General features: G+C 64.9%; 24 protein-coding genes. 10 read left to right on the top strand and 14 right to left on the bottom strand.

Annotation, left to right across the window (positions count from 1 at the left end; translation table 11 throughout):
* Positions 1 to 5 precede the first annotated feature (5 nt).
* The 4 genes from IVB36_RS37850 to IVB36_RS37835 are packed head-to-tail and all read right to left on the bottom strand — an operon-like array spanning position 6 to position 4,069.
* Positions 6 to 1,178: an acyl-CoA dehydrogenase family protein gene (locus IVB36_RS37850; protein ID WP_018457483.1), complete on the bottom strand. Its 1,173-nt coding sequence runs from the start codon at positions 1,176 to 1,178 to the stop codon at positions 6 to 8.
* The gene (locus tag IVB36_RS37845) at positions 1,172 to 1,972 is read right to left on the bottom strand and encodes an ABC transporter ATP-binding protein (protein ID WP_018457482.1); all 801 of its coding nucleotides are present in this window, start codon (positions 1,970 to 1,972) and stop codon (positions 1,172 to 1,174) included. Before IVB36_RS37845 ends, IVB36_RS37850 begins: the two co-directional genes overlap by 7 nt.
* Positions 1,966 to 2,988, bottom strand: a complete 1,023-nt coding sequence (locus IVB36_RS37840) for an ABC transporter permease subunit (protein WP_247294801.1) — start codon at positions 2,986 to 2,988, stop codon at positions 1,966 to 1,968. The genes IVB36_RS37845 and IVB36_RS37840 overlap by 7 nt, the downstream gene beginning before the upstream one ends.
* Entirely contained in the window at positions 2,966 to 4,069 is a 1,104-nt protein-coding gene (locus IVB36_RS37835) for an ABC transporter substrate-binding protein (RefSeq protein ID WP_085360713.1), read from the bottom strand. The genes IVB36_RS37840 and IVB36_RS37835 overlap by 23 nt, the downstream gene beginning before the upstream one ends.
* A 475-nt stretch (positions 4,070 to 4,544) precedes the next feature.
* Between IVB36_RS37835 and IVB36_RS37830 the strand changes: the two genes are divergently transcribed.
* Together IVB36_RS37830 and IVB36_RS37825 are read left to right on the top strand one after the other, a co-directional pair.
* Entirely contained in the window at positions 4,545 to 5,525 is a 981-nt protein-coding gene (locus IVB36_RS37830) for an ABC transporter substrate-binding protein (RefSeq protein ID WP_026233378.1), read from the top strand.
* A 381-nt stretch (positions 5,526 to 5,906) separates the two neighbouring features.
* Positions 5,907 to 7,001, top strand: coding sequence for a catalase family protein (locus tag IVB36_RS37825; protein WP_026233377.1), 1,095 nt, complete (start codon positions 5,907 to 5,909; stop codon positions 6,999 to 7,001).
* A gap of 5 nt (positions 7,002 to 7,006) precedes the next feature.
* Here IVB36_RS37825 and IVB36_RS37820 read toward each other — a convergent pair whose 3' ends face one another.
* The gene (locus IVB36_RS37820) at positions 7,007 to 10,078 is read right to left on the bottom strand and encodes an AAA family ATPase (protein WP_247294805.1); all 3,072 of its coding nucleotides are present in this window, start codon (positions 10,076 to 10,078) and stop codon (positions 7,007 to 7,009) included.
* A 202-nt stretch (positions 10,079 to 10,280) separates the two neighbouring features.
* On the opposite strand from IVB36_RS37820, the gene IVB36_RS37815 reads away from it, so the two are divergent.
* Entirely contained in the window at positions 10,281 to 10,460 is a 180-nt protein-coding gene (locus IVB36_RS37815; protein ID WP_018457475.1) for a hypothetical protein, read from the top strand.
* 204 nt (positions 10,461 to 10,664) lie between these two features.
* Here the strand turns inward: IVB36_RS37815 and IVB36_RS37810 are convergent, their stop codons facing one another.
* Positions 10,665 to 11,096 (bottom strand): hypothetical protein, encoded by a 432-nt coding sequence (locus IVB36_RS37810; RefSeq protein ID WP_018457473.1) that lies wholly within the window; start codon positions 11,094 to 11,096, stop codon positions 10,665 to 10,667.
* Between the two features lie 335 nt (positions 11,097 to 11,431).
* On the opposite strand from IVB36_RS37810, the gene glgC reads away from it, so the two are divergent.
* From glgC to IVB36_RS37795, 3 genes are read left to right on the top strand one after another with little or no spacing between them, the layout of a single operon-like run.
* Positions 11,432 to 12,694 carry a glucose-1-phosphate adenylyltransferase gene (gene glgC / locus IVB36_RS37805; protein ID WP_007613273.1) on the top strand — a complete coding sequence of 421 codons (1,263 nt, stop codon included), beginning with the start codon at positions 11,432 to 11,434 and terminating at the stop codon, positions 12,692 to 12,694.
* Positions 12,691 to 14,145, top strand: coding sequence for a glycogen synthase GlgA (glgA, locus tag IVB36_RS37800; protein ID WP_018457472.1), 1,455 nt, complete (start codon positions 12,691 to 12,693; stop codon positions 14,143 to 14,145). Before glgC ends, glgA begins: the two co-directional genes overlap by 4 nt.
* Before the next feature lie 37 nt (positions 14,146 to 14,182).
* On the top strand, positions 14,183 to 14,443 hold the full coding sequence (locus IVB36_RS37795) for a SemiSWEET transporter (protein ID WP_018457471.1): 261 nt from the start codon (positions 14,183 to 14,185) through the stop codon (positions 14,441 to 14,443).
* Between the two features lie 44 nt (positions 14,444 to 14,487).
* Here the strand turns inward: IVB36_RS37795 and IVB36_RS37790 are convergent, their stop codons facing one another.
* Positions 14,488 to 15,285 (bottom strand): class III extradiol ring-cleavage dioxygenase, encoded by a 798-nt coding sequence (locus IVB36_RS37790; RefSeq protein ID WP_247294809.1) that lies wholly within the window; start codon positions 15,283 to 15,285, stop codon positions 14,488 to 14,490.
* A gap of 158 nt (positions 15,286 to 15,443) precedes the next feature.
* Here IVB36_RS37790 and IVB36_RS37785 point away from each other — a divergent pair, with 158 nt between their 5' ends.
* Positions 15,444 to 15,623, top strand: coding sequence for a hypothetical protein (locus tag IVB36_RS37785; protein ID WP_007601069.1), 180 nt, complete (start codon positions 15,444 to 15,446; stop codon positions 15,621 to 15,623).
* A gap of 15 nt (positions 15,624 to 15,638) precedes the next feature.
* On the opposite strand, the gene IVB36_RS37780 is transcribed toward IVB36_RS37785, so the two are convergent.
* Positions 15,639 to 17,099, bottom strand: coding sequence for a carboxylesterase family protein (locus tag IVB36_RS37780; RefSeq protein ID WP_018457469.1), 1,461 nt, complete (start codon positions 17,097 to 17,099; stop codon positions 15,639 to 15,641).
* Positions 17,100 to 17,180: 81 nt separating this feature from the next.
* A complete protein-coding gene (locus IVB36_RS37775; protein WP_018457468.1) occupies positions 17,181 to 17,426 on the bottom strand; it encodes a hypothetical protein in 246 nt (81 codons plus the stop codon).
* Between the two features lie 191 nt (positions 17,427 to 17,617).
* Between IVB36_RS37775 and IVB36_RS37770 the strand changes: the two genes are divergently transcribed.
* The 3 genes from IVB36_RS37770 (at position 17,618) to IVB36_RS37760 (ending at position 21,103) form a co-directional block, all read left to right on the top strand.
* A complete protein-coding gene (locus tag IVB36_RS37770) occupies positions 17,618 to 20,308 on the top strand; it encodes an alpha/beta hydrolase fold domain-containing protein (RefSeq protein WP_026233376.1) in 2,691 nt (896 codons plus the stop codon).
* A gap of 128 nt (positions 20,309 to 20,436) precedes the next feature.
* On the top strand, positions 20,437 to 20,709 hold the full coding sequence (locus tag IVB36_RS37765) for a hypothetical protein (RefSeq protein WP_018457466.1): 273 nt from the start codon (positions 20,437 to 20,439) through the stop codon (positions 20,707 to 20,709).
* An 88-nt stretch (positions 20,710 to 20,797) separates the two neighbouring features.
* A complete protein-coding gene (locus IVB36_RS37760) occupies positions 20,798 to 21,103 on the top strand; it encodes a hypothetical protein (protein ID WP_018457465.1) in 306 nt (101 codons plus the stop codon).
* A 19-nt stretch (positions 21,104 to 21,122) separates the two neighbouring features.
* Here the strand turns inward: IVB36_RS37760 and IVB36_RS37755 are convergent, their stop codons facing one another.
* From IVB36_RS37755 to IVB36_RS37735, 5 genes are all read right to left on the bottom strand, one after another.
* Positions 21,123 to 21,278 (bottom strand): hypothetical protein, encoded by a 156-nt coding sequence (locus tag IVB36_RS37755; protein ID WP_018457464.1) that lies wholly within the window; start codon positions 21,276 to 21,278, stop codon positions 21,123 to 21,125.
* Between the two features lie 111 nt (positions 21,279 to 21,389).
* Positions 21,390 to 21,905 (bottom strand): septal ring lytic transglycosylase RlpA family protein, encoded by a 516-nt coding sequence (locus tag IVB36_RS37750; RefSeq protein WP_018457463.1) that lies wholly within the window; start codon positions 21,903 to 21,905, stop codon positions 21,390 to 21,392.
* A 93-nt stretch (positions 21,906 to 21,998) separates the two neighbouring features.
* Complete coding sequence (locus tag IVB36_RS37745) at positions 21,999 to 22,220, bottom strand: hypothetical protein (protein WP_026233375.1); 222 nt, start codon at positions 22,218 to 22,220, stop codon at positions 21,999 to 22,001.
* A 30-nt stretch (positions 22,221 to 22,250) separates the two neighbouring features.
* Positions 22,251 to 23,501: a DUF1501 domain-containing protein gene (locus IVB36_RS37740; RefSeq protein WP_018457461.1), complete on the bottom strand. Its 1,251-nt coding sequence runs from the start codon at positions 23,499 to 23,501 to the stop codon at positions 22,251 to 22,253.
* Between the two features lie 2 nt (positions 23,502 to 23,503).
* Complete coding sequence (locus tag IVB36_RS37735; RefSeq protein ID WP_018457460.1) at positions 23,504 to 24,955, bottom strand: DUF1800 family protein; 1,452 nt, start codon at positions 24,953 to 24,955, stop codon at positions 23,504 to 23,506.
* Positions 24,956 to 25,083 lie beyond the last annotated feature (128 nt).

Below are 25,083 nucleotides of genomic sequence, written 5' to 3'. Positions count from 1 at the left end.
GCAGGCTAGAGGCCCAATGCGGCACGGCCGAGGCCGGTGCGCGTGGAATCGTCCTGCGGCGTGTGCACGCGACCGCACAGGACGTCGCGATAGTGCCGCTCCAGCGGATTGGCGCGGGACAGGCCGTGATTGCCGGTCAGCGACAAGGCATTCTCGACCGCGGCGACGGCGTTATTGGTGACGGCCAGCTTGATGACGTTGGACTCGGCCGCGGAAAGCGCGACACCGTCATCGAAATCACCGGCAAAGGATGCGATCAGCCGTGCATTGACGATGAGCCGCGCCTCGATCGCGCCAAGGATCTCCTGCGCCCGCGGCAAGGTCGCAAGCGGCGCGCCCAGGCTGGCAGGGACCCGCTGCTTCAGGAACCCGACCAGCCAGTCGCGTGCAGCCCGCGCAACGCCGTCATAGATCGCGGCGACAAAGATCGTGTGGACCGTCGCCTGCGCCACATCAGGTGCGCGCCAGTCCGCCGGCTCGCGCACATCGATCTCGGCATCGAGGGGTATCACGACGTCCTCGAAGATGACGTCGTGGCTGCCGCTGGCCCGCAGGCCGTGATGATCCCATGTCTCGACGATGCGCGTGCCTGGCAGGCCCGCCGGCACCAGGAACTGTCCAACGCGCGGCTCGGCTTCGTCCGTCCGCGCCCAGACCAGATACCATTTCAGGATCGGCGATCCCGTCGAATAGATCTTGTGCCCCGAGAGCCGCCAGCCGGTCTCGGTCCGACGTGCAATGGTCGCGGGCAGGCCGCCGCGCGCAGGCGAGCCCAGTTCGGGCTCGACGCGGAGCGCATTGACGAGCGCAAGGCCTTCGACGCTCTCGCGCGCGAGCTTGCGCGACAGCCGCGCCGGCCAGGTCGGGCTCCGTGCCATCACCAGATGGTTGATGTAGTGCATCGACAGCACCAGCGCTGTCGACGGATCGGCCTTGCCGATGATGCCGAGGACGCGGGCGGCGTATCGTGCGCCAGCTCCGGCCCCGCCATGGGCGGCAGGCACCGTCAGCGACAGCAGGCCTGCTTCGGAAAGCTCGCGAAAGTTCTCGAACGGGAAGCTGCCGGTGCGATCGTGCTCGGCCGCGCGGGCGGCGAAAGCCTCGGCCAGCGCCTCGGCACGTGCGATGTAGTCGGGCTCGTGATGCGCCGCGCGGCCCTTGGCGATCGAAGTCACCATGTGGCGTCCAATCCGAGCAGGCCAAGGATCTGGCGGCGCAAATCCACCAGATACGGATCGCCGCGATGGCGCGGATAGGACCGGTCGACACGGATGTCTGCCTTCACACGCGCCGGGCGGTCGCTGAACACGATGACGCGGTTGGCGAGCACCAGCGCCTCCTCGGCGTCATGCGTCACCAGCAGCGTGGTAAAACCCTTGCGCTGCCACAGTGAGACCAGCTCGGCCTGCATGGTGATGCGGGTCAGCGAGTCGAGCTTACCGAGCGGTTCGTCGAGGATGAGGATTTTGGGATCATTGACCAGTGCGCGGGCCAGCGCGACGCGCTGCGCCATGCCGCCCGAGAGCTGGTGCGGATAGGCATTGCGGAAGGACGATAGCCCGACGAGATCGAGCGCGGCATCGACGCGATGACGCTGGCTCTTCAAGATGCCCTGCGCCTCCAACCCGAGCGCGACGTTGTCCCAGACCGTGCGCCAAGGAAACAAGGTGGGATCCTGGAACACGACGACGCGCGACGGGTGCGGTCGCGTGATGCGCGCCTCGTCCTCGCGCAGCGTTCCGGACCGGGGCTTGTCGAGGCCTGCGACGAGGCGCAGCAGCGTGGACTTGCCGCAGCCGGAGGGGCCGAGCAGCGCAACGAACTCGCCCGGCTCGACGGAGATGCTGACGTCGCTGAGCACCGGCAGCTCGGCGCCGTCGATGTCGAAGGCGTGGCTGACCTGCTCGATGTCGAGCGCGGCACCGGCCGCCGGGTGAGCGTCGAAGTCAGCCAGTGCGGTTGCGGCTACCATTTCACTGTCCCCTTTTGCCAAACCAGCAGGCGATCGCGGATCGCAAACAGCAGCGTGATCGCGCCGGAGCAGAGCAACGACATCACGATCAGCGCCGCATACATGTTGGCATAGGCGGCCCAGCCCTGCGCCCATTGCAGGTACCAGCCGAGCCCTGCCTTGACGCCGATCATCTCGGCGACGACGAGCACGGCAAAGGACGAGCCGAGCCCCATGAACAGGCCCACGAAAACGTGCGGCAAGGCCGCGGGGATCGCGACCTTCAGCACCAGGAAGGAAGGCTTCGCCCCGAGCGTCCGCGCGACGTCGTAATATGCGTTGCTCACGCTCGCGACACCCGACCAAGTCAGCACGGTGACCGGGAAGCCGGTTGCCAGCGCGATCAGAAAGCTCGATGCGCTCCAGCTCGACGGAAAGGTGAAGAAGGCGATCGGCAGCCAGGCGGTCGCCGGCAACGGGCCGATGAAGCGCAGCACCGGATGCACCCAATAGCCGACCGCGCGCGACCAGCCGATCGAGACGCCGGTCAGGAAGCCGACCGTCGCGCCGATCAGATAGCCGCCGAGCTGGAGCTTGACCGAGGCGAACACGCTGTCGAGCAGTTTTGGCAGATCGTCGGTGTAGACCTCGATGATCGATTGCGGCGGCGGAAAGAACGGCAACGGTAGCCAGGCGAATTTTGCCGTCGCGACTTCCCACAGGGTCAGGACAACGCCGAGCACGACGAGCCACGGCGCGCGCTGGCGCAAGGCCCGGCCCGTCGAACCGAGGTAATCGGCGCCGACCGTCCCGAACAACGCGATCGCTGCGATGACAAACGCGGCAATGCCGAGCGAATGGGTCCGCGACCAGTCGCCGACGTCCTCCCACCACAGGCAGGACAGGCCGAAGGCAATCCACGCCACGCTGGCGAGAATGCCGGCACCGGAGTCCCGGACCCAGCTCGTCAGCCAGGGTGCGCGCGAGAGGCGCGGCGCGCCGGAGGCAAGGCCGTCAGACAGCGAATACGTCGACATAGATGCGCTCCGCGAATCTGGCCGTATCGGTGCTCTGCTTGAACACCTGCACGCTCTTGAGATCGTCGGCATAGGCCTTGAGCTCGCGCTTTAGCACTTCGCCGACGGGGTGATGGTGATGAGTGTGGTAGCGCACCATGCCCTCGATATCCGTGAGCGACGCCGTCTTCGGCGCGTAAGGCTGGAACGATTTCGCCGTCACAGACGGATTTTGCGCGGTGAACATCGCGGCATCAAGCAGCGCCTGCGTCAGGGCGCGCGCGACCAGCGGCTCCTCGCGCACCAGGCTGCCGCGCAGGCCGAGGATGCAGCAGCTCTTGTCGCGATACTCGCCATCGAGATTGGAGGCGACCTCCTTGTACTGGCTGTCCTTGAGCCAGAGATAACCCAGCGGGTCGGACGACAGGAATGCCTGCACCTCGCCCTTCTCGACGGCGACGTTGAGAAGGTTGCCGGGATAGGCGCGCCAGTCGACATCCTTGTTCGGATCGATACCGAGCTTGGCGAGCTGAATGGAGAAGAAATTCTTGTCTGGGCCGCCGAGATCACCGACCGCGACGATCTTGCCCTTGAGATCGGCAAGCTTGCTCACGCTGGAATCGGCGCGGGTCAGGACCCGCATGCAGCCACCGTGGGTGCCGGCGGCAATCTTGACGTCAAAGCCCTGCTCCAGCGGCTTTAGCCAGCGCAGCGCCATGCCGAGACCGGCATCGCTCTTGCCGGTTGCGATGGCCTCGAGCAGCTGGTCGGTCGAACCGGAATAATTGATGAGCTCGATGTCGAGATTATGCTTCTGGAACAAGCCGTGCTCGATGGCGACCGGCACCGGGGCGAGACAGACCGCGCCCGCGTTCCAGGATAGCTTGAGCTTGCGCGGCGCGCCGGTGAGCGCGGGCACATCCGACGCAGTCCGGCACAGCGGAAACTCCGAGAGATCGACGCCGGGCGCGATTGTCCGCGGCGCAAAGGCCTGTGCCGCACCGAAGGCACCGAGCGGCGCAGCGAATGCCGCAGCTAATCCCGCCTGGAGCAAATGGCGCCGGTCGAGCCTCGATCCGTCGCGCTTGTCGTCGTCGTTCATCCGTCTCCACTCCTGCGCTGGCACGGCTCCGCCATCGGCACAACAGCTTGCGTTGCGCCTGTTCCGTGCGGACCTGCGTCGAGAGAAAATCTTTTCGCCGGCGCCTGCTCGGTGCCTTGATGCGATGCGCAAATCATGCGGCGCGTTCGCCGTATCGTCAATGAAATGGAATTTCGAATGTGGCACGAAGCGAAGTCATTCTCTCCACCGGTGCGTGCGAGGACGACGAAAGGATTTCCGCCGATGGATCGATTGACGGAGCACGGGGCTACTCCCTCTCCTGCTTCATTTTTGCGCAGCATCAGTGGCGCATACCGCACGTTCTCGAAATCGGCGCCTCGCTGAAACGTCCTTGCCGATCGCGCGCGCAATACGGTTAGCCATTTCATTGACCGCGCATCATGCGGCCATAGACTTGATCGTCTCGATGCATCGTTCGCTCACGCGTCGTGGGCAAAGCAACAAGACAGGCCACATGAGCATCAACTCCCTCGATCATTCCATCGCGCGCCGGCTCGCTGCATCGCTGCTTGCCGCCGCCATCACCCTGTCGACGGCCGCGGCGTCGTTCGCAGCCGATGCCGTCGTGCTGCGGGTCGGCGACCAGAAGGGCGGCAATCGTTCGCTGCTCGAGATCTCGGGCTACGCGAAGGATCTGCCTTACAAGATCGAGTGGTCGGAATTCCCCGCGGCAGCTCCAATCCTGGAGGCGCTCAACGCCGGCGCGCTCGACGTCGGCTATACCGGCGACCTTTCGTTCCTTTCCGTCTACGCGGCCGGCGCGCCGATCAAGGCGATCGGCGGCACAAGGTCGGATGCCAAGACACAAGCCATCCTCGTGCGCCAGGATTCCCCGATCAAATCGGCCGCCGACCTCAAGGGAAAACGCCTCGCCGGCACGCGCAGCGGCTGGGGCCAGTTTCTGATCGACGCCACGCTGGAGAAGGCGCAGATCAGGCTGGAGGACGCGACCTTCGCGCCGCTCGGCCCGGTCGACGCCAAGATCGCGCTGGTTGCGGGCTCGATCGACGCCTGGGCGGTGTGGGAGCCCTACGTCTCGTTCGCGACGCTCAAGGACAAGGCCCGCGTCATCGCCAATGGCGAGGGCCTGACGCCGACCATCACCTTCATCGTCGCTTCCGACAACGCCATCGCCACCAAGCGCGCAGCGGTGCAGGACCTCGTGCAGCGGCTGAACAAGGCGCGGCTGTGGTCGCTGGATCATCTCGGCGAGTACGCCAAGAGCACGGCCGAGTTGACCAAGCTGCCGGAGGATGTGCTGCTCTCGGCCTACACCGCGCAGCGCACCAGCCCGATTCCGATCGACGAGAACGTCGTGAAGGAGGTGCAGGAAGCCTCCGACCGCTCGACGCGCTACGGCATCCTGCCGAAGAAGCTCGACGTCAGCAAAGCCGTCGACCGCAGCTTCACCGCTGCGGCCGCGGGATCGAACTAGGCGGAGGCGGCGGGATGCGCGGGCTCCGTCTCAACGCTGGCCCGCTGCATCTCGCCGCGATCCTACTCGCGCATTTGGCCTGCATGAGCCTGATCGTGTGGCTGTCGCTTTAGACGCCAGCCAGGACCCCCGCTCGCCGGCCCGGCCTTAAGGAAAAAATCAGGACAACATAAGGAACCCATAAGGACTTACGAGACGCCGCTGGCCTAGCATCGACCGTGTGATCGCGTCGGTAACAGAATGCCTCATCCCGCGGCTTGTCCAGGCAATCACAACTCGCTCTCGGGTTGCCGATCCCGACTGGACGGGCTTACAGTGATCCGCCCTGCGGCCGTCGACGCTTGCAATGGGAAGGCGACCTTCGGGCTGGAGATCAGCGCCATGTCAGCCGATCAGTATCTTCGTTACGATCCGTCCGTCGAACACATCCTGCCGGAGGAAGCGGCGGCGGTCGAGGAGATCGTTGCTTCGATTTCGCGAACGAGTGATCGCACTTTTCGCAAAAACAAGCATGGGACCCGGCAGCAGCACGCCAAGGGCGCCGGCTATCTCCGGGGCGAGCTGATCGTCTACGACAATTTGCCGGATCATCTGCGCCAAGGCCTGTTCAAGCAGGCTGGCCACTTCCCGATCATCGTCCGCCTCTCCACCGCATTCAACAGGAGCGATCGTGTACGTTCGCCGCGAGGGTTTGCCATCAAGGTTTTGGGTGTGACGGGGGCTAAGGCGCTCGGCGACGACGATTCGACGAACCAGGATCTCCTGCTCGTCAATCACCCCAGCTATTTCGCGGATGCGATGGCCTATATGCGCGCACAGCACAAGGTCGAGCACACCCTGTTCCTGCCTGATCTGGCGTACGGACCCATAGGCTTTTTGGCGCGCGCCCTGGTCGCCGCATCGGACAGAACAGGCATTCCGATCCCGATCGTCTTGAAAGCGCTCGGTGATGCCGGCAGCAACATCCTCGGAGAGACCTTTCACACCGAGGGTGCATTGCGGTTTGGCGATTATATCGCAAGGCTTCGCCTGATGCCGATGTCGGCGTCGGTTCGCCAACTCACCGGCCGACCCTGCCACGATGCCGATGATGCCGTGCTGAACAGCGTCGTTGCCTTCTTCAAGGATAATGCGGCCGAGTACGAATTATTCGCCCAGCTCTGCACCGACCTCGAGCGAACACCGATCGAAGATGCCTCGATCGACTGGCCTGAAGACGTCGCGCCGCCGCAAGCACTCGGCAAGATCACGCTTCCGCGCCAGACCGCCGACAGCCCCGCGCGTCGCGTCTATTCCGACGAGGTGCTTTCGTTCGATCCATGGCGATGTCTCGCCGCGCATCAGCCGCTCGGCTCGATCATGCGATTGCGCAGGGATGCCTACCGTGCCTCCCGCACGCTGCGGCAGCAGCAAAATCAATTCAAGGTCAAGCAACGGCCCGGCGAACCGCGAGAGATCGCGGACCTGCCGGATTGAGCCGATCAGCGTCCCGCAATATCGGGCCCGGTGTCCCGGCCTGCGTCGAAAAAGGATGCCGAGCGCAGCGGATCATTGGGATCAAGCGTCTCTGCCAGCGATGCGATCACCTGGCAGGAGCGGTCCCGCCACTTGGCAGCCCTTTGCGCTTGTCCGAGGCTCTCATAGAGCCCCGCGGTCGTGCGGTAAACCCGCCAGGTGGCATGCGGCAACCTGGCATGGCGGAGGATCGACATGGCCGCCGACAGATGCCCGCCGGCGAGTTGCGCATCGTGCTTCAGCATCGCAATTCTCGCCATGGCCTCGTAGCACAGCGCGAGAAACGGCCGGTCAGGTGCCGCGCTCGTCACCTCGTGAAACTGGCTGGCCGAGCCCTGGGCACGGTCCAGATCGCCGATCGCGATCCAATAGTCGCAGCAAGTCAGCAGATAATGGGGGATGACCAGCGACTCCATCGGCACCCGGTCGACCTCCATTCGCCGCTCCATCGCATCGAGATGCTGCCGCGCCCGAGCCAGGTCGCCCATCCTGACATAAGCTCGCGCCAGCAGATTCCTGCCAACGAAGAAGGTGAACGGATTGGCCTCGATCATCGGGCCGAGCGCATCCTCCGCACGCCGTGACGCGCTGCCATATTCCTCCGCCTCGGAGTACAGCCATCCGATCGCGAGATGACACAGCGCGACGGCCTGCGGATTTGCATTCCGCTCCGAGATAGCCAACGCGGAGACGAGGTTTCGTTGCGCCTGGCCCCATTCGCCGAGATAAATCTGGGCAAACGCCTCGACCGATTCATAAAGCACGAACAGATAGACGTCACCGACCAGGCGGGCGAGCTCCTTTCCCCTGGTCGTCGCATCGCAGCAGGCCGGATAATTCGCGCGCAGAAACTCCAGCACCATTTCCATCGAGCAGCGTCGCAGCCGCATGCTCAGATCCTGCTCTCCGGTGATCAGTGCTGACGCACGCTCGGCAAGGTCCGCATTCTCACGATCCCAGCCGCGGAGCATCAGCTTCAGATTGGCAACGTTGCCCTGGACCAGAGCGCTGAATGCGGCGTCGTCGATCGCCCTGCTTTTGATAAGGGCCTGTTCCGCAACAGGCAGGCTCTGGCGCCGATCGACGTAAAGACAGAATCTGCTGAGATCGACCAGCGCGTTCACCTCTTCGCGCACGTGCCCGTTCTCCGCCGCGTGCGCCACGATAGCGCTGAGATCCTGCAGGGAATTCAGGAAATCTCCACTGGCCCGCCAGGCCCAGGCGCGCTGAAGCAGCAACTTCAGACGTGTCGTCACCCGAAATTCCGGCGGCAGATGCGGCACCAGCTCCAAGGCGCGGGACAGGTAATTGGCGGCCTCGCGCGTGCTGAACCTTCGCGCCGAGCCCTCGGCCGCCGCGCCCAGATAATGCATCGCTTTCGGGAAATCACGGCCCAGTTCGAAATGGCGCGCGACAACGGCGGCGATCTCCGCAGCCTGCGGCCCATAGCCCTGCTCGAGCCCCGCCCCAAGCAGCGCATGGGTTTTCGCGCAGCGCGCTGGTGCGAGCCGCTGGTAGAGGATCTCCTGGTAAAGCGCGTGCTGGAACGCATAGCGACCGGAGACGCTTCCGTTCGGCCACTCGGTCATGCCGGCCCCGACGATAATGCGATCGGTCCGTGCCAGGTCCTCGCACATCTGCTCGACATCCAGCACGGGACGGTCCAGCGCACCGGCGATATGGAGCGCGGAAAACTCCGCTCCCGCCGCACTGGCGACCTCGAGCAGGCAGCGCTCGTCTTCGGTGAGGTGATCGATCTGCTGCTTGATCATTCCTTCCAGATCGCGCGGCATGCTGTCATGCGAGGCCGCGTCTTCGCTGACCAGCCGCCAGCCCAATTCGTGCTCGACCAGTGCACCCTGCGCCACGAGATGATCGAGCAGAGACGACACGAACAGAGGATGCCCGCCGGTTCGCGCGAAGATGCGCTCGACCAGCTCTCTGGCAAAATCGGCCGAGTTGAAGCGCAGGGACAGATAGCGTTCGACGTCGGTGCCGGTCAGTCGATCGAGCGCGAGCTCGGTGGCGTGTCCGTGAATCCGCAAGTCCTGATGAACGGCACGGATAGGATGTCCGCCGACGGCGACTTCCATCGGCCGGTAGGTGGCGAGCACGAGGATAGAAGCCCTCCGATCCCGCCGCGCCAGCCGGGAGAGCACATCCACGGTGGCAAAGTCGCTCCAATGCAGATCTTCCAGGATGATCACCCATGGTCGCGTGACAGCGAGATGTTCCATGAGATCGGAAAATTCGCGCAGCATGCGCTCCCGCGTTGCGCCAAAGACCTCATGCTGGAATGTGGCCCGCTCTGCTTCGCCGAGGAAACCGGGCATCTGCGCGAGCCAGGTCGGCGCGTGCTCGCGGATGGACGTCAGCAGCGATGCTCCATCGGTGCGACGGCAGCACTCGTTCAGCGCTCCGATCAGCGGAAGAAAGGCCTCATGGGTGCCGAACAACTCGTTGCAGCTACAATGCAGCACGCCCAGTCCCTGCTGGTTCATCCTGTCGAGCGTCATTTGCAAGAGGGTGGTCTTGCCGATCCCGGCCTCGCCGGTGATGAAGACGACCTGACGCTGTCCGGTGCGAGCGAGTTGCAATGCCTTCTCCAGCGTGTCGAGTGCCCCGGTGCGCCCGACTCTCCAGTGCCGGCGTCGATCGACGACCTGCTCCGTGACGGAAGCGGTCTCTTCTTCGGGCGCCCGCTCGATCGCAGGCAAGTCGGCGGTCGCGACCGGCGCAATGAAACGATAGCCGCGCCGCGTGACCGTCTCGATGTAATTGGGGGACTGCCTGTCGTCGCCGAGCACCGAGCGTAGCGCGTTCACGGCAACGGCGAGGCTCGACTCGCTGACGTGCAGATCGGACCAGACCGCGTCGAGCAACTCTTCCTTGGTGACGAGCTCACCGGGCCGACCGACGAGATAGCAAAGAACCTCGAACGGCTTCGGCGCCAGCGCGATCCGCTCCCCGCCTCGCCACAACAGCGCGTTGGCACGGTCGAGGCGGAATTCACCAAAGGCAAGCGCGTCTCTACGCACGGCTCAGACCCCCGGATGCTCGCTCATCTTAAGGGAAAGCTCAGCCAAATGTAAGGACGCGATAAAGACCTGCGCCCTGCGCCGGCACTAGCATTGGCCTGTCCATTTCAGAGACGCCGGCAAGGCGTCGGACGGCCTTTTCATCACGCTGTCATTTCAGTCGGCAGGCAGTCGATGCCTGAATTTTGGCAAGGAGTTGGCCATGAGCATTCTAAAACATCTGGCGATCTCGCCTCTCGCTTTTGCCATTCGCCATTACGACATCAGGGTCATATTGGGCCTCACCGTCCTCAGCCGCATCTTCCTCGTCGCCATCTACCTTGCGTGCGGCGGCCCGGGCCTGTCCGAGTTCGATCTCGCCAACGCCATCGCGCTGCCATGAGCTCGGGACCGCTCGAATGGTGCATCGAGATCGCGATCATCGTCGCGATCTGCATCGGGATTGTCGTGGGCGGGCATGGCCGGCTCGTCGTGCCGCATCACCGGGTTCAGCGCGCGCAAGCCGATCGGGCCGCTTGCATTCAGCGGCCCTCAAACCTCTTCAGCGTCGTCGCCCTGCGGCGAGCGGGTCCGCCCGTTTGATCGATCACCAATACGCGCGGTGATAGTGCCGGTAATACGGCCGGTAGTAGCCGTAACGAGGGCCGAAATACGGGCGGTAAGGCCGATAGTAGCGCGGATAAGCATAGGCCGGACCATAGCCGTAATAGGCCGGCGCATAACCATAGCCGTAGCCCGGGTATCCGTAGCCGCCATAATAGGGCCCGCCGCCATAGTAGCCATAGCCATAGGGCGCGCTGCTGGCGATGGCACCTGCGATGATCGCGCCAGCGGCAAGGCCGCCGAGACCCCATCCAAAACCTCGGCCGCGCCAGTGCACCTGCGTGACATCGTCGCCGACGGCGGCCTTCATGGTTGCGACATTGGTGGGCAGCGGAGCCGCCGCCGCCTGCTGAATCCCCCCCGCCATGACCGCGGCGGCGAGCGAACCGGCGACTGCCGTTTTCCAGACCCTCATCGTCTTACTCCTTTCTGACGTTTGGCTTGGACATGGATCGCAGCGCCATCATCGGGCATCCTGGCGCGAGGTCAAAGCCTCGAGTTTTGCGTGCACCGCACAAGACGCATGCCTCCATTCTGATCAACCGGTACCTGACGGGCTCGACAACCTTGCCGCGAGTGACACCGGCAGGACGGTGCCTGGGGCCCGATCACGGCGGCAAAGCATTAAGCTTCCGGCGCATTCGCAACCAACAACCACCTTCCCGATTTACTATTCGTGCCGTTACTATCGGTTCCAAATGAGCGCGGCCGGGAGGCTTCTCGCGAGCGCAAGAGTTGTGGGAGGATGACATGAGTGCCGCGAGACCCGAGCCGCTTGCCCGTCAGGCGCTGGCGTTTGTCCTGGCCGGCGGACGCGGCAGCCGGCTGCTGGAGCTGACCGACCGTCGCGCCAAGCCTGCGGTCTATTTCGGCGGAAAATCCCGCATCATCGATTTCGCGCTGTCGAACGCGGTGAACTCGGGCATCCGCCGCATCGCCGTCGCCACCCAGTACAAGGCGCACAGCCTGATCCGGCACCTTCAGATGGGCTGGAACTTCTTCCGCCCCGAGCGCAACGAGAGCTTCGACATCCTCCCGGCGAGCCAGCGCGTCTCCGAAAACATGTGGTATGTCGGCACGGCCGATGCAGTCTACCAGAACATCGACATCATCGAATCCCACGCCTGCCGCTTCATCGTCGTTCTCGCCGGCGACCATATCTATAAAATGGATTACGAGGTGATGCTGCGCCAGCACGTCGACAGCGGCGCCGACGTCACCGTCGGCTGCCTGGAGATGCCGCGCCAGGAATCTTCCGGCTTCGGCATCATGCATATCGACGAGAACGGCTGGATCAAAGAGTTCCTGGAAAAGCCGAAAGATCCGCCGCCGATGCCGGGCAAGCCGGACGTTTCGCTCGCCAGCATGGGCATCTACGTGTTCGACGCAAAATTCCTGTTCGAAGAGCTCAAGCGCGACGCCGAGGATCCGAATTCCAACCACGATTTCGGCAAGGACATCATCCCCTACCTCGTCAAGAACGGCCGCGCCATGGCGCACCAGTATTCGACCTCCTGCGTTCGCTCGGGCAGCGACCCCCGCGCCTATTGGCGCGACGTCGGCACGGTCGACGCCTATTGGGCCGCCAATATCGACCTCACCGACGTAGTGCCCGAGCTCGATTTGTTCGACAGCGCCTGGCCGATCTGGTCCTATTCCGAGATCACACCACCGGCAAAATTCGTCCACGACGAGGAGAGCCGGCGCGGCCAGGCCGTGAGCTCGCTGGTCTCGGGCGGCTGCATCATTTCCGGCGCCTCGCTGCGGCGCTCACTGCTGTTCACCGGCGTGCGCGTCAACTCCTACGCCAATGTCGAGAACGCCGTGATCATGCCCTATGTCAATGTCGGCCGCGGCGCGCGCCTGAAGAACGTCGTGATCGATCGCGGCGTCGAGATCCCGGAAGGGCTCGTCGTCGGCGAAGATCCCGAGCTGGACGCAAGACGCTTCCGCACCACCGAGCAGGGCATTTCGCTCATCACCCAGCCGATGCTCGACAGGCTCAATACATGACGCCTGTTCGCGTCCTCGCGGTCGCCTCTGAAGTCTATCCCATCGTCAAGACTGGCGGTCTCGCCGATGTCGCGGGCGCGCTGCCGATTGCGCTCAAGGCGCATGGCGTCGAGATGCGCACCTTGATGCCAGGCTATCCTGACGTGATGCGGGTGCTGGGGGGAGCCGACGAAATCCGGCGCTGGCCGGATTATTTCGGCGGACCCGGACGTCTGCTCGCCGGCTCGCATGACGGCCTCGATCTGTTCGTGCTCGACGTGCCGCATCTCTACGCACGGCCTGGCAACCCCTACGTGACGCCCGAAGGCGTCGACTGGCCGGACAATGGCGTGCGGTTCGCCGCGCTCTCGCGCATCGCGGCCGATATCGGCCACGGCCTCGTTCCCGCCTTCGTGCCCGACGTGGTGCATGCCCATGACTGGCAGGCCGGGCTCGCGCCGGCCTATCTGCACTATGACAATCGGCCGCGGCCGGCCACCGTGATGACCATCCACAACATGGCCTATCAGGGCAAGTTCGTGCCCGAGCTGATTGGTTCGATTGGCCTGCCGTGGCGCGCCTACGGCGTCAACGACCTCGAATATTTCGGCGGCATCAGTTTCTTGAAGGCCGGCCTGCAATTCGCCGATCGCATCACCACGGTCTCGCCGACCTATGCGCAGGAGATCCAGACCGACGAGGGCGGCATGGGGTTCGGCGGCCTGCTTCGCGCCCGCGCGAACGCGCTGAGCGGAATCCTCAACGGCATCGATGTATCCGTTTGGAATCCGCAAGAAGATCCGCACATCGCCTACCGCTTCGGCGCGGAGGACCTCACGTTCCGGGCCGCGAACAAGGCGGTGCTTCAGCAACAGTTCAATCTGGATTCCTCGGACGAAGCGCCATTGCTCGGCGTCATCAGCCGCCTGTCGTGGCAGAAGGGGCTCGATCTCCTGCTCGAAGCCATTCCGACCATTTTGCGCGAAGGCATGCAGCTCGCTTTGCTCGGCAGCGGCGATCGCGATCTCCAGGATCGCTATCAGGCCGTAGCGCGCGCGAACCCTGGCCGGATCGGGGTCGTGATCGGCTACGACGAGATCATGGCGCATCTGATCCAGGCCGGCTCGGACGCGCTCATCGTGCCCTCGCGGTTCGAGCCATGCGGCCTGACCCAGCTCTGCGCGTTGCGCTACGGCGCCGTGCCCATCGTCTCGCGGGTCGGCGGCCTCGAGGATACCATCGTCGATATCGGCGAGGCCGATAAATCAGGCCGCGATGCCACCGGCTTCAAGTTCGCACCCGTCACCGCGGATGCCCTCGCCGGCACGCTGCGCAAGGCCAACATCGCCTTCCACGACAAGCTGACCTGGCGCCGGCTGCAACTGAGCGGCCTTGCGACCGACGTGTCCTGGCGCAACCGCGCCGGTGACTATGCCGCGCTCTATCGCGGCCTCATGACCGCGCGCGCCTGAGGCGCGACCATCCTCGAATCAATGCTATAGAGCCGCCATGGACCCGTTCTTGATCAAGCTGATCGGCTTTGCCGCCGCGACCTGCACCACCGTGGCCTACGCGCCGCAAGCCATCAAAGTGTGGAAGACCCGCTCCACCGGCGATATTTCGCTCGGCATGTTCCTGGTCATGGTGCTTGGGCTGGCGCTCTGGCTCGTCTATGGCCTGCTGTCGGGCGATGCGCCCCTCGTCGCCGCGAACGCCATCACCATGGTGCTCGCCGGCGGCATCCTGTTCATGAAGCTGAAATACGGGTGAGCCACTCTTCTTCACCTCTCCTCGCTTGCGGGAAGAGGAGAAGATCACCCGCCAAACACATACGACGCCATCGCGACATTCGCGACCTCGTCGACGAAGACGCGCTTGCCCGTGTCGCTGACGGCGGCGCCGGCGGCCACCATCAGCGGCAGCAGATGATCTTCGCGCGGATGGGCCAGGCGCGCACTCGGCGCGTTCTCCCAGTCAACCAGCATCGCGTTGCGCCGCGCCGCGTCCTTGTGGCTGATCGCCTCGTTCAGGTAAGCCTCGAAATCATACGAGACCGGCTTCGATTCGGCACGGCCGAACCCGCGCATGTTGTGATAGGTGAGTCCGCTGCCGACGATCAGAATGCCTTCGTCGCGTAGGGAGGCAATCGCCTGCCCCATCCTGATGTGCTCGGCCGGATCGTAACTCGATCTCAGCGACAGCAGCACGATCGGCATGTCGGCGTTCGGATACATCAGCCCGAGCGGCACGAAGGTGCCGTGATCGAACCCCTGGTTGGGATCCTCCCGGCAATCAACACCCGCGCGCGTGAGCAGCGCCTTTACCTCCGCGGCGAGCTCGGGCCGCCCCGGCGCCGGGTATTTGAGGTGATAGGTGTGCTCGGGGAAACCGTGATAATCGTACACCATCGGCGGATGCGCGGAAGTCGACACGGTGAAGGCGTCAGCCTCCCAATGTCCTGATATGACGAGCACGGCCTTGGGCCTCTCCGGCAAGAGCTGTGGCAGCCGGCCGAACGCCTCGGCGGTTTTCGCGTATTGCACCCGCCTGTCTTCCATGAACGGCCACGGACCGCCGCCATGCGACAGGAAGAAGGTGGGAAATCGCACCATGGGCGAAGGCTCGTTTCGTTGGCAACATGCGCGTGCGAGTTGCCCGCGCGATCGGCCGCGAGCATAGGCAAACCCGTATGGTTAGCAAGACGTTAACGATTTGCTGCCCAGAATCCCGGGCGTAGCCGAAGGAGTCGGCCAGCAGCCAGGGACGTGAAATGAAGAAGTTTGCGTTGGGGGATGTCGTCAACAGTGACAAGGGCCGCCGCGGCGTCGTTCGCGCCGCCTACAAGTCGAAGGAAGGCCAGCAGTTCTACGCCGTCGAGAAAGACGGCGCGATGGATTATCTGGAGGAAGACCGGCTAAGCCCGGCGCCGCGCGTCGAGCTCGCGGCTTAAGTCCAACTCATCCCTCTAATGCGCGAACCGGTCCAGACGCTCCGACCAGGGGTCGTCTCCGCTCGCGATGCCATCGTTCGCGATCAGCAGCAGGCGATCGCTGCCTGCGGCCGAATCCCAATGCGGCAGGTCCGCACCGTTGGGATCGCCGCTCCTGGCGAAATTGATCCAGTAGGCGCGCATGCGATTTGCGACCTCGCGATCGGCTCCTGACAAGATGCCTGCACCGGGCATGCCTTCGACGCCGAAGATGAACTGCAATTCCCGCCCGTGACCGCCCTCGGGGTTTGCGCGCCGTGCCTCCGGCACATAGGTGAAGCGATAGCGAAAGGTCGGCGCACCGCTGGCGGCATGCAGGCGCGCCAGCAGTCTCACTGGCTCGGAGAAGACCCTGTCGGTGTAGAACCTTGCCGCGCGGTCCGAAGGTCTGGCGAGATCGGGATAGAGCCTGCGCAGCTCATCGCTGGTGGTGCCTGACGATGCCAGCTCTTCCCGGATATCCAGCTCGCCGTCGAAACCGGTCTCGTCGTCGTTCGAGCCGATGATCAAGGGGATGCGGCTCTCATGTCCAGCTGCGAAGCCCGCGGCGACCTCCTCGCTCACCAGACTCCCATCGATCGTCGGCGCGAAGCTGCGCGGCGATTTTTCCAGGAAATGTTTTTCGACGGCAAGCAGGCGTTGCGGTTCGGCTGTACGTAAATCGGCCTGTCGCCCCAGCACCGCCACGAATTGCCGCCCCACAATTTCGGCCTCTTGTGCCGAACGCAGGCGCGCACGGCCGGGGATCGATTGCAGAATGGCTTTCTGGAAGAGATCGCGCGATTGCTCCGACAGCATCAGCAGCGCGATCGACGTTGCGCCTGCGCCACTGCCGAACAAGGTGACGTTGGTGGGATCACCGCCGAAGGCCGCGATGTTGTCGTGCACCCAATGCAGCGCCGCGATCTGGTCCATCAGGCCGAAATTGCCGGAGCCGCCTTCCGACAGCGCGGGATCGCTGAGCCAGCCGAACGCGCCGAGGCGAAAATTCACGGTCACCACGATGAGGCCGGCTTGCGCGAGCCTGGCACCGTCGAACAGCGGATCATTCGCGGTGCCGCTGACGAAAGCGCCGTCGTGGATGAACATCATCACCGGTAGCGGGCCGTCGACCCCGAACGGACGAAACACGTTCAGCGTGAGGCAATCCTCGCTCGATCCCGGCAGCGAGGGCTGAAGACACGGCGCGCCATAGGCATAGGCGGTGCGCATCTCCGAACTCTCGGGTGCAGCCTGCGGCGGACGCCAGCGCAGCGGTCCGAGCGGCGCGGCCACATAGGCCAGCCCCTTGAACGAGGCCACCTCGCCTTCGACGGCGCCAAGCATCTGTCCTTCGCGCGTCAGCGCAAATGGAAACTGGCCGACCGGCTGGGCCACGACCGAGCCGGCGCAACAGAGGACGAGTGACGTCGCAAAAAGCGCGAACACGGACCGCATCTTCGGAGCATCTCGACGCGCGGAAGGATTTTGGGCAGGTTATGTCCGTGGCCCGCCGCGAAGCAAGCGCCGCGGCTGCGCCTAGCTCCGCTTGGCGGCAAGCTCCGCCAGTGCGTGCCGTGCGATGATGCCGAGCTCGCCGAGCGTGGAGTGACCGGACCGCGCCGCCTCGATCAGCCGCTCGGCGATGAACCTGCGGCTGTCGTGATCGCCGCCGTGAGGCAGTTGGCGGCACGTCTCCTCCAGGACGACGTCCATGTTCGCTTTGGTCCGCTCACTCAACTCTGTCATGACGCCCGTTTGCACGCGTGGCAAAAACAAGAGCATACACAGGTGGATCGACCCTGATTAGCCCGGGAAATCACGGCCCTTGTGCATCGCGATGCGTGTGCCGCCGCAACATTCACGCGGCCATGATGACGCCGCAAATGGCTACCGAAGATTGCACATGCCGTGATGACAAGCCGAACCTGCAGCGATAGCCTGCGGGCAAAACAAAACACACGGGAGGAAATGCCATGCCTGATGCAATGGTTGCTGCACGTGCCTCGGACACGGGGCGCGGAACCAGCCAGCAGGTCGATGTTGCCGTGGTCGGTGCCGGATTTGCCGGCCTCTATCTTCTGCATCGGCTACGCAAGGCCGGCCTGACGGCGGTCGGCCTCGAAGAAGCCGGCGACGTCGGCGGCACCTGGTACTGGAACCGATATCCCGGGGCGCGCTGCGACATCCAGACCATTGATTACAGCTACACCTTCGATCCCGACCTCGAGACCGCATGGACCTGGTCGGAGAAATATGCGACCCAGCCCGAGATCCTGCGCTATCTCGGCTTCGTCGCCGACCGCTACGATCTCAGGCGTGACATCCGCTTCAAGACCAAGGTCACGGAAGCGAAATGGGACGAGGCGATCGAGCGCTGGCAGCTCACCACCGATAATGGCCCGCCGGTCTCCTGCCGCCATTACATCATGGCCACCGGCTGCCTCTCGGCGCCCAAGCCGCCGGAGATCGACGGCGTGAAGGACTTCAAGGGCGAGGTCTATTTCACCGGACGCTGGCCGCATGACGGCGTCCATCTCGGCGGCAAGCGCGTCGCGGTGATCGGCACGGGATCGTCGGCCATTCAGTCGATCCCGCTGATCGCCGAGCAGGCTGCGCACCTGACCGTGTTCCAGCGCACCCCGAATTTCGCGCTTCCGGCGCACAACGGTCCCGCGCCGTCCGATCGCATGAGCCTGCTGCAAGGCGATCGCGCGGCCTATCGCGAGCAGGCGCGCCAGTCGATGGCCGGCGTGCCCTATCCGCAGCAGACGGTCGTTAGCTGGCAATTAAGCGATGCCGAGCGTCGTGAGCGGTTCGAACGCGCTTGGGCGGCCGGCGACCTCGTCCACATCCTGACCCAGCTCTGGGCCGACCAGGCGGTCGACATCGACGGCAACAAGATCGTCCAGGACCTGATCCGCGAGAAGATCCGCGCCGCCGTCAAAGACCCCGAGACCGCCGCGGCGCTGATGCCGGACGATCATCCGTTCGGCGCCAAACGCCCCTGCCTCGATACCAACTATTACGCGACCTACAACCGGCCGAACGTCACGCTGGTCAATCTGCGTCAGGAGCCGATCAAGGCGATCACCGCAAGTGGGATCACGACGGCCAAGCGCAGCGTCGACGTGGACGTGATCGTGTTCGCGACCGGCTTCGACGCCATGACCGGCGCGATCCGCGCCGTGCATCCGATCACCGGACGTGGCGGCAAGTCGCTCACCGACGTCTGGGCGCAGGGGCCGCAGACCTATCTCGGCCTCACCGTCGCAGGCTTCCCGAACTTCTTCATGATCACCGGTCCCGGCAGCCCGTCGGTGCTGTCGAACATGGCGGTGTCAATCGAGCAGCATGTCGACTGGGTCGTCGACCGGCTCAAAGCATTGCGCGACGGCGGCTTCACCACGATCGAGCCGACCGAGACGGCGCAAGCCGGCTGGAACAGGCACATGGCCGATTGCTCGATGGTGACGCTGCACCGGCTCGCCAACACCTGGTACACGGGCGCCAACGTGCCCGGCAAGGTGCAGGGCCTGATGCCCTATACCGGCGGCGTCGGTCCCTATCGCAGCATCTGCGACGAGGTGGTCAGCCGCGGCATGCTCGGCTTCAAGCTGACCGGCCCCGACGTCGCCGCGCAATGCAATGACGGCGAGGTGGTGCGGCTGCAGCCGGACGTGCGGCTGGTGCTGAACCTGCTGGCGTCACTCAACCTGCCGCCGATCGAGTCGATGGGCGCCCTCGGCGCCCGCGCCTTCGTCGACGAGTTCAACAAGGGCCGCCCGGCGGGACGGCCGATCGGCGAGATCGTCGACGGCACCCTGACAGGCGCCGACGGTCCGCTGCCTTACCGGGTATACCGGCCGGCAACGCCGGGGCCGCATCCGGTGGTGGTCTATTTCCACGGCGGCGGCTGGGTGCTCGGCGACGAGCAGTCGGACGAGCCGTTCTGCCGCGACATGGTGCGGCGGACCGGCATGATGCTGGTCAGCGTCGGCTATCGTCATGCGCCCGAGCATCGTTTCCCGGCCGCGGCCGAAGACGGCTATGCGGCGACGCGCTGGATCGCCGAGCACGCCGCCGAGCTCGGCGGCAGGCCGGGCCCGGTGCTGGTCGCGGGCTGGAGCGCCGGCGGCAACATCGCCGCCGTCACCTGCCAGCTTGCGCGCGATCGCGGCGGCCCTGAGATCGCGGGCCAACTCCTGATCTGCCCGGTCACCGACTGCACCTTCGACCGCCCCTCCTACAACGACAATGCGACCGGCTATTTCCTGACGCGCTCGCTGATGTACTGGTTCTGGGACCTCTACTGCTCGCCGACCGACCGCACCGATCCACGCGCCTCGCCGCTCCGCGGCAAGGTCGAAAGGCTACCGCCGGCCTTCGTCGTCACCTGCGAATTCGATCCCCTGCGCGACGAAGGCATCGCCTATGCCGAGGCGATGGCAGCCGCCGGCGTCCCGGTCGAGCAACTCAAGGCGCGTGGCCATTTCCATTCGTCCTTCACGATGGTGGACGTGATCATCACCGGCGCGCCGAGCCGGGTGCAGATGGCCGAGGCCTTGCGGCGCTTTGCCGGGCTTCCGCCCGAAGTTGGTCGCGGCGATGAGACCAGCCACGGGCACACCAGCCCGGGCCATAAAATCGCGGCGGCCGCGAGCTGAAAGCAAACATTTGCCGGGAACTATTTCCCGGTCATCGCGTTTGGTGCTGAGGCATTGAGATGCAGTAATGGGTGTAGGCCCCGGTACGCACGATCGTGTGCCGGGGTCTTTTTGCGTGAGGCGGGACGATGGGGGACGTGGTTGGGGATTCAAAGGTCGACTTTGGTGTCCTTGCGGTGCTGCATAAATGGCCGTCGCTTGCGAACCAGCGACGGTCGGACCGAGCGTCCTACCAGGTGATCGAGGGTACGCTCGACGAATGCATCTCGGCGTTCATGGCGAAGCCGGCGGCGACCAGGCATCTCTATGAGATCCGCACCATCGCGCAACCGCCGCTGGTCACGGACATTCTCTCGCCCGAGCACATCACGGAGCTGGCGCGGCTGCGCGAATTTCTCTGATCCTCGCAGAAGCACCGGCTGAGCGCGGGAACCTTCTGCCGGTTTTTCCCGTTGATGGTGATCGGAAGCGAAGGCGTGAGTGCCTCACATGCTTGAAGCCGGCGTGCCAGCCCCTGTCGTGCCCTATGGCGCAGACCAGACCCTGTTCGTGGTGATCGACCGCCTCGACAAGGCGACCGAAATTCGCGTCGAGCGAAGCGATCTCGACGCCACGATCGGCGAGCTCGTCGCTGGCTGCTTCAACGACCCCATCAAGGTCATCTCGTTCAACACGCTGGAGCACTGGATGAAGGACATCTCGACCGATGTCGCCGGCGAGATCCGGGCGCGCTGTGACATTGATGGCATGACGCTGCCGGACTATCTCAGCGACTTCGTCGAAAGCCACAGCTGAGCGCGCATGGGGATGAGAATCAGGCGCGCCGGTACTTGCCGGCGATGACCTCGATCTCGCGGCGGCGTTCGTGCGCGAAGGTCAGGAGCTTTTCGATCGTCAATGTATCCGTGATCCGTTTGGCCAGCCGCTCGGCGCGTGCGGCCTGATCTTCGAGATACTGGATCGTGGTCAAACGCCGCCTCCCAAGAGCTTAGATCTAGTCCCGAATGATTGGGTATCCATGGTGGCTTGAGGCGGCTAACAGCCGGTTAAGCACAGCGCTTCGGATCGATGCAGCCGCAAATTATTGCACCACGTCGAGCCGGACATTGGTGACACCCTTGTCGACCATGCCGAGCGCCTCCGCCGCGGAGGGAGAGACGTCGACCACGCGTCCGCGAACATACGGCCCGCGATCGTTGATCCTGACGGTGACGAAGCGGCCGGATGAGACATCGGTGACGCGCAGCTTGGTGCCGAACGGCAGGCTGGGATGGGCCGCGGTCAATTCGTTCTTGTCGAACCTCTCGCCGCTCGCCGTCTCCGTGTCCGAATAGAAACTGGCGACGCCGTGGGAGACGCTCTGCTTTGCATCACCGTCGGGGATGCGCGCCCGGCTGATCGGACGCGGATGCAGCGCCGCCACCCTGTGCGGTCGTTCGACAGCGGCCTGGCGGTGGGTGCCGAGATCGGCCTTCTGGTGGCCGACCGGCGATTGCGCACACGCCGCAAGCGACGCCGCGCCGATGGTGGCGAGCAGGATCCGGCACAGGCTTGCCGGCGAAATCCGGGCATTTTCGGCACGTGCAAAGCAAGACATGATGCGCCCTCCGAATGGCCCCGAGTTTCGGTGGGCAATGAGGGCAGAACCTTGTCGGAACGAAAGTGCGCCTGAGGCCGCAGCCGTTTCGGGTTAGCTGTGGCGATTCCACCACACTGGCTTGTCCTGAATCGAGACAGGCTCGTGGGATAAGCCCGATACGACGCGCCAGATCGGGCGCGTCTCCGGCGGAACCTCGTCAGGTTCGGCGCCGCTCCTCGAGAGCCGCGCGAGCTCGCGCCGATAGAGCCGCTGCCAGCCGGTCTTCAAGCTGGCGAGAAAGTCGAGCTCCCGTTGTGTCAGCGTGCACATCATGAACCCGATCCGGTTGCGAGAGCCGCGTCGTCAGCCGACGAGGCCTCCCATCGGTTTGACGTCGGCGCTGCCCGGGAAGACGGCTTCTGCGAGCACCTTCTCCTCGACGCGCAGATGATCCCTCAGCAGGCCTTTCAGCACCGCGCGCAAATCCGTGGTCGGCTTGAGATCGCGATCCTCGAAGAGTTGCGCCGGCTTCAGACCGGGCCAGTCCGCGATCACGCGACCACCGTTGAGCCCGCCGCCGATCAGGAAAGCGACCGTGCCCGTGCCGTGGTCGGTACCCTGCGTACCGTTGATGCGCGCGGTTCGCCCGAACTCGGTGACGACGGCCACGACTGTTTCGCGCCACGCTTCGCCCATATTGCTCTCGATCGCGGCAAAGGCGCCGTCGAGAGCACCGAGCAGATTGTAGAGCTGGCCCGAGGCCACGCCCTCGGCGATGTGCGTATCCCAGCCGACGAAGCCCATGGCGCCGACACGCGGGCCGTCAGGCTTGGCGAGATAGCGCGCGGCCGTGCCGGCGGCTTCGGCGAAATAGGCGCGCACGCGCGCGATGCCGGGCGGCGGCAAGGTCGGATCGTCGGACATCGGATCGCCCGCGCCTGGTGCGCCGCCGAGCGAAGCGAGCCTCATGCGGGCCTGGAGCACGGTCGCAAGCTTCGGATCGGTGTGCTGGTAGAGATCGAGCAGGCGGTTCTGCGTGTCCTCGCTCGCCGGCAACAATCTCTGCGGCACCCATGTCATGACGGGCGCCGAACCGCGCACCACCAGCGGCGTCACGGAGCCGATGCCGAGCGCGCGGCTGCCGCGCGGGTCGACACGCCCGCTGGATTCCAGCGCGAGCAGCGCGCGGTTGAGCCATCCCGAGCTGGTCATGCCCGGCTTGACGAGCCCGCTTTCCAGCACGTCCTGGCCGTCGAAATGCGAACGCTCGCGATAGGGCGTCGCGGCGGCATGGACGATCGCAGCCTTGCCGCTCTTGTAGAGCCGATGCAGATTCGGCATCGCCGGATTGAGCGCGAAGAAGGCATCGAGCGGCAGCGCGGGCGGCTTGCCGTCCAGCACCAGCGCACGATCGCCGCGCAAGGAGATCCAGTCGGGATCGCCGACCGGCGCAACCGCGCCAAGGCCGTCGAGCGCACCGCGCAGCACAATGACCAGCAGGCGCGGATCGCGCCCTTCGGCACGCGCGATCCGCGGCATCTGGCTCCACGTGAACAGCGCGCCGGAGCCGACCAGAAGCTCGCGCCGCGTGGGCAGATGATGGTCAAAGCCCATGGTCACCTCCTCTGGAAATCCGCCGACATGAACAACAGCGCGAGCGCCTGCTGCCGGCTCTCGGCGCGGCCGACGGCCTGCTTCACCTCGGGTGATATCTCCGATGCGAAGACGTCCTCGATGATCGCCTGCGGATCAGCCGTACCGGCGAGGCGCTCGGCAAAATTGTTGGCGATGTCGAGCCGCCGGCCGACGCCGTCGATCCAGCTCGCCTCGTCGTCCGGATAGCCCTTGGGCGCGGATGGACGCCACAGCGCCTCGCCGAGCAGCTCCAGCCCGCCGGTGAAGCGGACTGGATCGACCGTCGTGGCGCCGGTCGCGCGCACCATGCCAACGCCCCACTCGCTGGGACGCTTGAGCTTCGACGGCGGCCCGCGCCAGGCCTCGTCCGAGGACACCATCGCGATCGCGACCTGCTTAAGATCGCCCTCGGTGTCGCGAAAAGTCTTCGCCATCTGCTCGATCAGCACAGGCGGCGGCTCGTCGGCGACGAAATGGCGCGCGAGCTTGGTCGCGATATGGGTTGCGGTCGCCGGATGCGCGGCGAGATCGCGCAGCACCGCGCGGCCCTGCTCGGCATCCTCCTGCTCGTAGCGCTTGCCGAGCACGGTTTGCCCGCCGGGCTCGTGCAGCCGCGGATTGAAGGTGAACTCGCCACCGTGCTCGGGATTGTCGCCGGGCGGCACCAGCGTCCATCCCGTCAACACATTGGCGAAGCTGATGACGTCGTCCTGGGTGTAGCCGGCGCGCACGCCGAGCGTATGCAGCTCCATGATCTCGCGCGCGATGTTCTCGTTGAGGCCGCGGCTGCGGTTGATGCCGGCGATCGAGTTCGCACCCATCGAGCCGAGATTGTCGAGATAGAACAGCATCGCCGGATGGCCCTCGACGGCCAACAGGAGATCGACGAAGCGGCCGAGCATATTGGCGCGAACGGCTTCGCGCTCATAGGCGCCGGACATGCTCTGGATCTTGTTGGCCGAGATGCAGAAATGGTTGGACCAGAACCACACCAGCCGCTCGGCGAAGCCGATCTCGGCGGCAAGCGCGGCTTCCGTGCGCAGCTTGGCTTCCTGCAAATAGATCGGACGCCCGGGATCGGGCACGGCCTCGGCCGCCTGCTTGGCCGCCATCTCGGCGGCGTCCTTGTCCGCACCCTGCCCTTGCGTCTGGTCTTCCGACATTGTCGGCGCGGACGCCGTCTGCTGCCTCTTGGCCTGCTGCTGCGCCTGCTTGGCCCTAGCCGCGCGCCGCGCATTGGCGTCGGCAACGGTGCGATAGGCCTTTGCGCTGGTGGGAAGGACGGCGGCGGCGGTCAGCGTGAGCGGCCGGTCGAGATCGGCGATCAGTGCGCCGCGCGGGTCGGTGCCGACGGCGGCGATCGATCCCGGTCGCGGCCCCATCCCGAAGCGATGAAGCGCCAGCACAGCTTCGGCCTTTGCGGAATTGGTCATCGCGAACGCCTGATTTTCTCGAGCCTGCCAGCGGCACGCCGCGCAAGGCTACGAACCGTAATGCTACATATCGTAGCATTTGCGGTGCTGGCCCGCAAGCAGAGATTGCGCTGTCCCGTCCGATATCG

This window comes from Bradyrhizobium sp. 35, from assembly GCF_023073215.1.
GTDB classification, from domain to species: domain Bacteria; phylum Pseudomonadota; class Alphaproteobacteria; order Rhizobiales; family Xanthobacteraceae; genus Bradyrhizobium; species Bradyrhizobium canariense_D.
This window is presented reverse-complemented; position numbering and strand designations above follow the sequence as displayed.

Coding starts and splice junctions, on each gene's coding strand:
- IVB36_RS37825 (WP_026233377.1), top strand. CDS start 5,907: ATGTCAGCCGATCAGTATCTTCGTTACGATCCGTCCGTCGAACACATC.
- IVB36_RS37750 (WP_018457463.1), bottom strand. CDS start 21,905: ATGTCTTGCTTTGCACGTGCCGAAAATGCCCGGATTTCGCCGGCAAGC.
- IVB36_RS37810 (WP_018457473.1), bottom strand. CDS start 11,096: ATGAGGGTCTGGAAAACGGCAGTCGCCGGTTCGCTCGCCGCCGCGGTC.
- IVB36_RS37840 (WP_247294801.1), bottom strand. CDS start 2,988: ATGTCGACGTATTCGCTGTCTGACGGCCTTGCCTCCGGCGCGCCGCGC.
- IVB36_RS37785 (WP_007601069.1), top strand. CDS start 15,444: ATGAAGAAGTTTGCGTTGGGGGATGTCGTCAACAGTGACAAGGGCCGC.
- IVB36_RS37845 (WP_018457482.1), bottom strand. CDS start 1,972: ATGGTAGCCGCAACCGCACTGGCTGACTTCGACGCTCACCCGGCGGCC.
- IVB36_RS37790 (WP_247294809.1), bottom strand. CDS start 15,285: ATGGTGCGATTTCCCACCTTCTTCCTGTCGCATGGCGGCGGTCCGTGG.
- IVB36_RS37740 (WP_018457461.1), bottom strand. CDS start 23,501: ATGGGCTTTGACCATCATCTGCCCACGCGGCGCGAGCTTCTGGTCGGC.
- IVB36_RS37850 (WP_018457483.1), bottom strand. CDS start 1,178: ATGGTGACTTCGATCGCCAAGGGCCGCGCGGCGCATCACGAGCCCGAC.
- IVB36_RS37760 (WP_018457465.1), top strand. CDS start 20,798: ATGCTTGAAGCCGGCGTGCCAGCCCCTGTCGTGCCCTATGGCGCAGAC.
- IVB36_RS37735 (WP_018457460.1), bottom strand. CDS start 24,955: ATGACCAATTCCGCAAAGGCCGAAGCTGTGCTGGCGCTTCATCGCTTC.
- IVB36_RS37815 (WP_018457475.1), top strand. CDS start 10,281: ATGAGCATTCTAAAACATCTGGCGATCTCGCCTCTCGCTTTTGCCATT.
- IVB36_RS37765 (WP_018457466.1), top strand. CDS start 20,437: ATGGGGGACGTGGTTGGGGATTCAAAGGTCGACTTTGGTGTCCTTGCG.
- IVB36_RS37780 (WP_018457469.1), bottom strand. CDS start 17,099: ATGCGGTCCGTGTTCGCGCTTTTTGCGACGTCACTCGTCCTCTGTTGC.
- IVB36_RS37830 (WP_026233378.1), top strand. CDS start 4,545: ATGAGCATCAACTCCCTCGATCATTCCATCGCGCGCCGGCTCGCTGCA.
- glgC (WP_007613273.1), top strand. CDS start 11,432: ATGAGTGCCGCGAGACCCGAGCCGCTTGCCCGTCAGGCGCTGGCGTTT.
- IVB36_RS37835 (WP_085360713.1), bottom strand. CDS start 4,069: ATGAACGACGACGACAAGCGCGACGGATCGAGGCTCGACCGGCGCCAT.
- IVB36_RS37795 (WP_018457471.1), top strand. CDS start 14,183: ATGGACCCGTTCTTGATCAAGCTGATCGGCTTTGCCGCCGCGACCTGC.
- IVB36_RS37745 (WP_026233375.1), bottom strand. CDS start 22,220: ATGATGTGCACGCTGACACAACGGGAGCTCGACTTTCTCGCCAGCTTG.
- IVB36_RS37775 (WP_018457468.1), bottom strand. CDS start 17,426: ATGCTCTTGTTTTTGCCACGCGTGCAAACGGGCGTCATGACAGAGTTG.
- IVB36_RS37770 (WP_026233376.1), top strand. CDS start 17,618: ATGCCTGATGCAATGGTTGCTGCACGTGCCTCGGACACGGGGCGCGGA.
- glgA (WP_018457472.1), top strand. CDS start 12,691: ATGACGCCTGTTCGCGTCCTCGCGGTCGCCTCTGAAGTCTATCCCATC.